Below are 9,564 nucleotides of genomic sequence, written 5' to 3'. Positions count from 1 at the left end.
TACTTCAGCTTTTCGCTTTGATGTCCAGTAACTGTTCTTTTTCATACCGTCAGAAATTTAGCAATTTTTCTGCTCGGTTTTAATTGGGGCTAATATATACAGTAAACAATCACAGGCAGAAAATCCTTGAAAAAACAGAATCCGCAAATACTGCAGAGGCTGTGGCTTATGCTAAATATTTAGGGTTGCTTTAAAAATATGCAATGTACTAAAATTTCGTTTGTAGGATTTTAGTATTAATTTTTTCATTTCAAGGTTAATGTTATGATATTAAACTATCCTGTTGTAATATTGTTATTAACAGTTCAGGTTTGGGGCACTTAAAATTACCGCCAACGGTGAGGGGTGTGTAAAGTGCTGGCGAACGAGACGAGTAGCTATCTACCGAGACCCGACAAAACCGAGCCTAAACGCCTATTTATCAGCCTATACACCAGCATTTTATACACCCCATGTTACCGCCAGGTGTTTATATTAACGTCAAGTTTCTTTTCGTTAATAATCTTACAATTTGCTACACCATACCTGTCTGTGGTGCGTTGGCCTTGTAAGCTCTTTGACAAAGCTTTGCTTCGTGGGTAAGACTGTGTGGCTTTGGCAATGTGCTTGCAAATAGGGTTGGGTATTCAATTAACAACATTTATTGACTTCTTGGATTGATGGACATTTTTCGGAACCATAACTGCAAAATACACAGCAATCGCCTTGATGTGGTTTTAATACCGTTTTGCAATTCGTGCATTCGTAAAAATATTGGCAAGTTTCTGTTGGCATTTCTCTCTCTTCCTTGTGTCCACAAATAGGACATGTGATAGAGGAAATTAATTGAATGCTAATTTCAGGGTTAATTCTATTGAACTCTAATTTTTTTTCGGATTGCTTAATTACAACGCTTTGGCAATGGCTTAAATGGTCAAATTGAAAGGGCAGATTTATATTAAAAGAACTGAAATTTGATTCCTTAAAAACTCCACTACACTCCAGCATACCCTCAGGACTAAACCTCGATATCCGATAATTCTCCGATTCTTGTTTTATTGAAAACCAAGAGCCTGCACCAATGCCGCTAATCCATTGTGCCCCCAAAGGCACATTTGATGGTTTTGTAGGTTCGGGTAGTGTTCTTTTCAGCACGCTTTTGTCCGTTACTGGTGGTGGGCAGAATGGTGAGTAATTTCGCATTACAGGTAGTACAATGCTTTCTTTTAATGAATAAACATTGCTGAGTGGGGTTGGGGTTAATGGAACAAAATATTTCATTCTGAATGAGAACCAGCCATTTGGCTTCCCCGCCAATATAGAGGTGGCAACAAATCGTGAGCAATTGCTCCCCTTGTACTGAAAAGGGCCATAACGAATTGGGCTTACTTGTTGAAGCCAACTTGCCTTCTCAAAAGCTTTTTGGAAATTAACTTGACAATACGATGCGTAAAGTTTGCCCTCGCCATGGCATTCGGCATTGAGTTGCAACTCGGTTAGTATTTCTTCGAAATTTATAATACTTCTTCCGTTAATCGATATTTTTGGGGAGGTATTAACCTTAAGTCCAGTATCGGTAATCTCGCTTCTAACCCTGCCAAACCCAAACGGCGCATGATACCTGCCAAAGTCGAAGTAATGGCATTTAAGTGATATCGAGTCAACTATTACTAAGGCTGCGTGACCAGCTTTGTAGTAGTTATTATTACTAACCCCTAAAAATTTCAAAAATCCATCGTACCATGAGTCCGCTTGGCGGCAGTATGTATTTGGCCAGGCTATTGCAATGGCAAATCCGGTATAGCGTTTATCGTTTGGCATTAACTTTCAAGTTTATCTGCTTCAAAAAGGAGATGGCTGAAGAATAAATCGATGTCCGATTTCTGCAATTCCCCATTTGCAGTAATTAAACGAACGGCTAAGGTTTTAGCAATGTACCCGTAGTTTACAATCGATTTTCCCGATTTTCTTAACGATTCCCTTAGTTCAAGGTTGAATTTATTTAAGTCTGTTTCTTTACTTGGAATATACCTGAAGCAAACAGCAAAAGACTGACGGTTGGATAAAAGTTCAAGTTTTGGATGTTCATTTACAATGCTTTCGGCATAAGTAGCCATGTCTATTAAATTGTCAATACGATTTTGATAACCTTCAAGTCCGAAGTATTTCCATGCAAACCAAAGTTTAACGGCATCAACCTTTCTGCCGCATTGAATTGATTTCTTTCCCAAATCCTCAATAGCATCAATGTCGTGGAAAATATAGTCGGTGTTAATGTCGGTGATGTTGTGTTGAAGCGTGCCACGCTTTTTGACTAGCAAAGCTGAGCAGATTAGGGGAATATTCATGAGCTTATGAGGGTTCCATGCAAAAGAGTCGGTTTCCTCAATTCCCTTCATTAAGTGACGATGTTTGTCGCTCAAAATAATTGAACCACCAAACGAGCCGTCGGCATGAAGCCAAATGTTGTATTTCTTGCAAATCTTTGCCATTTCATCAATGGGGTCGTAAGCTCCTAAAAGAGTTGTGGCACAGGTTGCCGCTACAAAAAATGGGGTTTCGCCTCGATTTATAGCATTTGCAATTTCTTTTTCTAACTCAGCTGGGATTAGTCGACCCTCATTATCGGCTTTCACTTTGATAACATTTTTTGCACCAATTCCAATAACATTAGCAGCCGTTTCAAAAGAGTAATGTGCTTGTGCGTTTACAAATGCAACCAGTTTTTGGCTTCGGTCATAACCATCAAATCTGCTTTCGGGCAAGACTCTGTTACGAGCCGAAAACATAGCAACTAGGTTTGCATTACTCCCTCCACTTAAAAAAATTCCATCGCCATCGGTATATCCTGCGTAGCTATTCATAAGCGAAATCATCTCGGCTTCAATAGTAGTAGCAACTGGTGCTACTTCGTAAGTGTACATGGAAGTGTTTGCCAAAACAGTAAATACTTCGCCAATAAAAGCCGGGAAATTAAAGCCCGAATACAGCTGATTCAAAAACTGCTTGTTGCCCGTTTTTACTGAATATTCAAGATACTTATCCAGCATTTCAAGAAATTCGCCTTCGGAAACACCGTTTTTTTCAACTTTGAAATTGATGACTTCTTTCAATTGTGCTGGAGTTCTGAATTGTACTACAGGCTTTGAATTATCCTGATTGTTATTGATGTATGCTTTTATCTTTTCAAAAGCTCCAGATAGTATTTCTAGGTCTCTCATATAAACTTAGGTTTTAATTAACGCTTCTGTTTTCGATTGTTTTCTCCATTTTCTGCAAAATCGAAATCTGCCCTATTCTTTCATAAAAGGGTTTTACCAGTGAAAAATAATCGAGAACAACATCATTGGGTATTTTAGCTAAGGGTTTCTCGGAAAGAATAAGTTGCTTGTTCATATTCAAATAGGCTGAACCCATTGTTGTAACGGCCTTGTTAAATTCAGGCATATAAACCAAGGCATCCTTTGAAACATCCTTTTGGCGGGTGTTTGAGCCGTAAATATGAAGTGTAGTAAAACTTTTGGAACTGGAATTACCCATAATGTGCGTTAAATCGCCGCATACCGAAGCAATTTGCCCTTCGTTAAAATTTTGCTTTTGAAGAATTGTAAGTTCGTCCGCTGTTGCGTTGTATAAACGATGAGTTGCTTCGCCAAAGAAGCAAACACAGCCCCACTCGGTATAGCCATGATTGTGAATTGCTGTAAAATCGCCAGATCTCCACGACATTAAAAGGATTTTAAAGTTCCCGTTGTCGTAAATTAGCTTGCGTCCATAGCTTTCAAAAGCAGAATGATTGAAAGAATTGAATTCATCCAAATTGGATGCATTCAGGTTTGCCAGTGATACAATATCAGTAACTAGGGCGTTATCGATTAGTTTATGGCTATTTAGCTCATTAATAACTTTACTTACTTTATTTGGAAGCGTTGGTCTCATTTTTAGAAATAGTTATTGTTGATTGAACTATGTTAGCTTGAATCCCATAACAATTACATCGTCAATTCTGTGGAATGCGCTTGTCCAGTCGTCTAATGTTTTATTCAGAATAATCTTTTGCTCATCGAAACTCTTTTCGTGAATTGACAAAAGCAGCTCTTTAAAGTTTTTCGAACCATATTTTTGTAGGTTGGGGCCGCCAATTTGGTCGTGATAACCATCGGAGAAAAGGTAAACTACATCACCTTCTGTGTAAGGGATTTCATGCAAGGTGAAAGGTTTGTGTTGGTTTACATATCGTCCAATAGGCATGCGGTCGGCCTTTATTTCGGTAATGCCCAATTTATTTATAAGCACAAAGGGATTGTAAGCTCCAGCGTACTGAATAACCTTTTTTGTAGGTTCTATAATGCAAAGCGCCATATCCATTCCGTCGGCTCGACTGTCCTGAGAGTTCGAAAGAGTATTAATGACGTAATTTCTTAACTCGTTGAGTATTTCATTTGCAATAACTTTCTCGGGCTTAACTATCTCGTTAAGAAATGCAACGCCTAGCATGCTCATAAATGCCCCCGGAACGCCATGGCCAGTACAGTCGGCAATGGCAATAACAATACTTTCCCCAACCTTTTTTATCCAGTAAAAATCGCCACTTACCACATCACGAGGAAGATAAAGCATCATGTTTTGTGGAAGTATTTCGCCAACATAGTTAAGGTTAGGTAAAACAGCTGCTTGAATATTTGAGGCATATCTAATACTGCTGCTAATTTTTTCAGCTTGCTCCTGGATCATTTGCTCCTGTTCAACCCGCAATGTGATATCGGATGAGTAAACCTGACAAACCTGTGTTTCCCTTAGTCCACGTATCATAAAGCGGTAAATCTTTTCATTAATATTCTCTTCTCGAAGAATTTGCTTATTCCCATTAATGAAATCGAAAACAGGAATATCAGCAAAAGGAGGAATAACTTCTCTAACGTCATTACCCTTAATCATTTCTGGGAAGGTTTCAAGTGCGGCAGGGTTGGCTTCAACTATTTTAAATTCGGAATTGAAACGAAAAACTGGTTCGGGATTAAGCTTTGCAAAAAGCGCCATAGATTCGATTATTTTCTCAGCATGCTTTTGGACAGTTATATCGGTGCCATAAACATGGCAAAGCTGAAGTTCGTTAACTCCTTTAATCACCAGCTGGAAGTATGACTCACCAATTTGGGCTGTTAGGATCTCCTTTTTGTCGTCTTTAATTAGGGTATCTATATTCATCGCTTTTATATCACGAATGAGTTCAAAAGCATTAAGCCCAATAAGGGTTTTTAGTTCAAATAATTTAGTGGCTGCTGGGTTTGCCTCAACAATAACACCATCTGCCCCAAATCTCATTACTGGCGATGGGTTGTGCTTGGCAAAAAGCGCAAAGCTATTGAGATCATCCTTAAGCTTTAACTCTTCCGAAACATCTTCTTTTAAAGCCATATAGTGCGATATGCTGCCGTCAGGCTGACTTACGGGTGTAATGGTTGCTCTTTCCCAGTATAGCTCTCCATTTTTTTTCCTGTTGCGGAAAAGCCCTTTCCATATTTCACCTTTAGTTATGGTCTCCCACATTTCCTTATACACTTCGTCTTTTTGAAAACCCGATTTGAGTATTCGAGGATTCTTTCCCTTTATTTCTTGCAGCGAGTAGCCCGAATGGTTTTCGAAAGCTGAGTTTACGAAAACAATACCCCCTTGAGTGTCGGTAACCATTACCGAATCTGTTGTTTTCTCAATGGCTGTTTGGAAAAGTAACCTTTGGTTTCGCTCCTCAATTAGCTGCGTGTTTTTCGATGCGTAAATGTGGAATACATCCAAATCGACTACAGCCTTAAGGTCTAGCTGGTAGTAATCGTCCTGAATTTTGATTTGATAAGCGCTTGAGTCATTTTTTGAGATGAAGCTTTTAAAATCGAGTGTGCTAATTTCGGGAATTACATTTTGTATGTGCTCGCCTTCGCCCTCAATATTGAAAAGAATGCGAGCCTTTGGGTTCGCCTTTATTATTTGTCCGCTAGCATTAACCCTTAGAACTGGAGCAGGATTAAATTCGGCAAACAGCGCATTCGATTTCAGTTTATCGTCCTCTACTACCGATACTGGAGGAAGCAGGTTCATCATTTTCCAAGTTGTTTTTTCCTTACAGCTAGGGCAATACGGAACCAGTTCGCCTTTATGAATTTTAAAAGTGCTGCCGTTGCATTTTTTGCATTGAATTAAAGCGTCAACGCTTGCCACTTCGCCACTAACAAAATTAAACTTGGAAAGTACAACAGAGTAGGTCGATACCAGATAGGGAACAATAAACGTAAGAATGAACTGAAGGACATGAAAATTCTGAAATCCATGCGTAATGCTATACCCTTGGTTAATGGCATTAAGAATTATTCCTACTATTAATGCAACCCTTATAGCCCTGCGAACAACTAAAGGTTTAATGGCCTCGGCAAAGTAGCTTTTTAACTTCATGATGATTTTATTATGTGGAGCGAATAAATTAGTATTTATAGCCAGTTCCGCTGTCGGTTTCGAGTTCAACTCCCAACGAAAGAACAATACGATTTACGAAGTTGAAGTATGCCGTAACCAAAACGGCATCTAAAATTGCTGCATCGCTTAATTTTAAATCCTTAAGAGTTACAGTAAAGTCCTTATTCTCGTGCTCCGAAGGATTAAGCGTAAGCTGTTTTGCAAACTCCACAAGAGCAGTTTCCTTTGGAGAAAGAATATCGAAATAATCTCGCTTAATCAGTTTTTCAATTCTACTGTCATCTTTCCAGTAATGGTTTAATGCTTCGGCATGGTGCTTTGTGCAATACTTACATCCATTGGCTACCGAAACAACCGTTCCCATTAACTCGCGTTCGGCACGGGAAAGTTCCGACTTGCTATACATAATCTCCATGTATAGGCTCATGTGGGCAATAATGCTTTCGGGTCGCAAGCTTTGAATTTTGTGCACATCGGCAAGCTTGCCACGGCTCTTAACTAATGCGTCATATATCTCTTTTAACCTGCCGGTTGCTTCGTTGTGCTGAACTACTTTAATTCTGGTCATATTACAAACTTAAGGAATGTTTTTTACTATATCAGCCACAGTTGACCTTTTCTTGTAGTTAGGGTCGAAATGTCGCCAAGCAATTTTACTATCCTGACCTATAATAAATGTGGCAGGAATTGGCAATCGTTGGCTGTTGTCGGAATGTGCATTTTTAAGGTTTGCTCCCAGCATAGTGTTGTATATAGTAACAGTTATGCTGTCGGGCTTAAAGGTTACATCAAACAAATCAGAAATTTTGTACTCTTCATCGTAAAGTAGCGAGAACGAAGCGTGGGTTTTTTCGGCAGTACGCTTTAAAAATTCTGAATTTTCAGGAGAAATAGCCACCACGGTTGCCCCCTTGTCGTAAATCAATTGAAGGCTGTCTTGCAAATGGCTTAGGTGCTTATTGCAAATTGGACACCATTGGCCTCGGTAAAAAATTACTACCACTGGACCTTTTTTAAGCGCATCGCTTAAAACAAAAGTATTGTTATGTAGGTCTTTGGCGGTAAAGTTCTTCACGAAATCGCCAACTTGTAATCCTTTCGCCTCCTTTAAGGTTTTAAGATTTGTTTGTGCCATTGTTTTAATGTTTGTAAAAGCTAGGGCTAAAACAATTAATAATTTAATTGTCATAAGGCCTTTGAGCTGATATTTAAGCTTTGTTTTCATGCTTTTAAAATTATGAATGGAATCTATTCCCCAATTACTTCAACTTTATATGCCAGCAAAAGCTTTTAATTCCCCAATATCTATATGGTCGTCTAAATGTTTGCCGTAATGCGCTTTAACAATTTTGAGGTTTTCATCGATAAAGAAGTCGGCAGGAATTAAATTCATGCTGGCATCCTTGTCCTGTGGCAGGTTTAAGTCTTTTGTGTCCTTCTTTGCCTGTCCAACATTGGCAACAAGCATGGTTTTCATCATTTTTAGGGTCGATTGCTCAACACCGTACTGCTCGTAAACCTTCTTGTTGGGGTCGCCAACCAGAGGCCATGGGCTTATTCCCTGATGGAAAACACTCGATTTTAGCTTGTCGTTAGAGCTTTCGAACATAAAAACAAGCTGTACCCCTGCGTTTTTTAGCCTTACATTGTTGCCCATTATTTGATGAACCCTGCGGTTGCAAAAGGGGCAGCTCACATTGCGGTAAAAACTCAGAATTATCTTCTTTCCCCTATAGTCCGAAAGTTTTACCTCTTTCCCGTTTATGTCAGTGGCGCTAAAGTTTGGCGCAAATTGACCTGCTTGTAGTTTCATTTTATTTCGATTTATTAGTTGCTGTTTTTCCTCTGCGTAAAAATTTACTCGGGCATATATTCGGCGTGAACGGTTACCTCCACAATTTTTGCAATATTCGACGATGGCTTGCCGCTCACAAAGGTTATCCCGTAGTCGGCTAAAGTGATATTGAATGTGCTTTGCACTTCAATTTTATTGCCTTTTACAACAATAGTCCCCTTTTCGTTAACAGGCTTTGTTACGCCCTTAACTGTTAGTTCTCCTTGAACCGTTGCGCTGTATTCACCGTCCTTGGTGAAGTTTATTTCAGACAAATTTGTGATTTTACCTTTAAGTTTTGCTTTTGGAAACTGCTTGGTGTCCAGAAACTTTTCGTTGTTAAAATGCTTCTGCATTAAAGCTTTTACGAACTCGAATCCCTGCATGGTAACAGAAAAAACTACATCACCCGTTGAGGGGTCAATGGTGCTAACGCTTGAGTAGTTGTTCGCCTGTATGTCTTCAACAGTTGTGTGTGAATAGAATTTAATGTGGGTTTTGGAACTTACTAGCTTAGTAGTTTGCCCAAAACTAGTAGCAGCCACTAAAATAAGTGTTGCTGTTAAAAAGAGTTTTGCTGTTTTCATAATGTTAAGTATTGTTGCCTGCCTGTCGGCAGACAGGTTATCAAATTATTTTACTAAGTCACTTTTCTCAATTACTACATTCTCGTACATCTCAAGGTCTTCGTCGTACGATGCGCCCGAGCGAATAACGCCCTTAATGGTAACTGTTTGTCCCACCTGAATAGTTGAAACATTCGTATTGGTTTCATGGGTAAATGTGCAGTTCACTCCCGCTTTATCGGTATTTCCCTGAAGCAATACTACTTTTTGCCCATTGAAATCCTCGCTTATTTTGGCTACAGTTCCTTTGATTTCCAAAACTTTTGAATCGCCATCATCGGCAAGATATTTTTCATTTGCTTTAGTGGGATCCTCAAGATAATCTGCTACCAATTGAGATGCTGTTAGGCTAAAATCGGTTGAAGCATTTTGAACATTACGATGTGGCATGTTGAACATGTACAGACCCACTGCACTGCCAATAACAATTGCTGAAGAGATTACAATTGCAACTATTTTCATTTTCTTTTTCATATTTAAAAGTTTTTGATGGATACAATACTGTCGGTGATAAAATACAAACCTGACATATTCATGGTTTCTTCATTATAAATAAAGTTATATGATTATCCGTAATTGTACCTAAGTTTTCCATACCAAGTATCTTCGACAGCTGCAACTAGTAGTCTATCAAATAGATTCGCTCCAAAATATCGT

9 protein-coding genes are annotated in these 9,564 nt (G+C 39.0%); all 9 read right to left on the bottom strand.

Translation table 11 applies throughout. The features are described 5' to 3' along the window. Nucleotides 1-630: 630 nt before the first annotated feature. The gene (locus G8O23_RS17480) at nt 631-1,800 is read right to left on the bottom strand and encodes a DUF6695 family protein (protein WP_235942324.1); all 1,170 of its coding nucleotides are present in this window, start codon (nt 1,798-1,800) and stop codon (nt 631-633) included. Continuing rightward, nucleotides 1,800-3,200: a pyridoxal phosphate-dependent decarboxylase family protein gene (locus tag G8O23_RS16710; protein WP_166366975.1), complete on the bottom strand. Its 1,401-nt coding sequence runs from the start codon at nt 3,198-3,200 to the stop codon at nt 1,800-1,802. The genes G8O23_RS17480 and G8O23_RS16710 overlap by 1 nt, the downstream gene beginning before the upstream one ends. A 13-nt stretch (nt 3,201-3,213) precedes the next feature. Beyond that, the gene (locus G8O23_RS16705) at nt 3,214-3,918 is read right to left on the bottom strand and encodes a cysteine dioxygenase (protein ID WP_166366973.1); all 705 of its coding nucleotides are present in this window, start codon (nt 3,916-3,918) and stop codon (nt 3,214-3,216) included. 27 nt (nt 3,919-3,945) lie between these two features. Continuing rightward, on the bottom strand, nt 3,946-6,426 hold the full coding sequence (gene nrtS / locus G8O23_RS16700) for a nitrate/nitrite transporter NrtS (protein WP_166366971.1): 2,481 nt from the start codon (nt 6,424-6,426) through the stop codon (nt 3,946-3,948). Nucleotides 6,427-6,454: 28 nt separating this feature from the next. Continuing rightward, nucleotides 6,455-7,015, bottom strand: coding sequence for a peroxidase-related enzyme (locus G8O23_RS16695; protein WP_166366969.1), 561 nt, complete (start codon nt 7,013-7,015; stop codon nt 6,455-6,457). A gap of 9 nt (nt 7,016-7,024) precedes the next feature. Further along, on the bottom strand, nt 7,025-7,582 hold the full coding sequence (locus tag G8O23_RS16690; RefSeq protein WP_166366967.1) for a peroxiredoxin-like family protein: 558 nt from the start codon (nt 7,580-7,582) through the stop codon (nt 7,025-7,027). A 135-nt stretch (nt 7,583-7,717) separates the two neighbouring features. Beyond that, nucleotides 7,718-8,260 carry a peroxiredoxin family protein gene (locus G8O23_RS16685; RefSeq protein WP_166366965.1) on the bottom strand — a complete coding sequence of 181 codons (543 nt, stop codon included), beginning with the start codon at nt 8,258-8,260 and terminating at the stop codon, nt 7,718-7,720. Between the two features lie 44 nt (nt 8,261-8,304). Continuing rightward, complete coding sequence (locus G8O23_RS16680; protein ID WP_166366963.1) at nt 8,305-8,868, bottom strand: YceI family protein; 564 nt, start codon at nt 8,866-8,868, stop codon at nt 8,305-8,307. A gap of 45 nt (nt 8,869-8,913) precedes the next feature. Further along, complete coding sequence (locus G8O23_RS16675) at nt 8,914-9,381, bottom strand: OB-fold protein (RefSeq protein WP_166366961.1); 468 nt, start codon at nt 9,379-9,381, stop codon at nt 8,914-8,916. Between the last annotated feature and the right edge of the window lie 183 nt (nt 9,382-9,564).

It is taken from the genome of Perlabentimonas gracilis (assembly GCF_011174675.1).
Taxonomy (GTDB): Bacteria; Bacteroidota; Bacteroidia; order Bacteroidales; family Tenuifilaceae; genus Perlabentimonas; species Perlabentimonas gracilis.
Note: the sequence above shows the minus strand (reverse complement) of the source record. Positions and strands in the feature narration are given on the sequence as shown.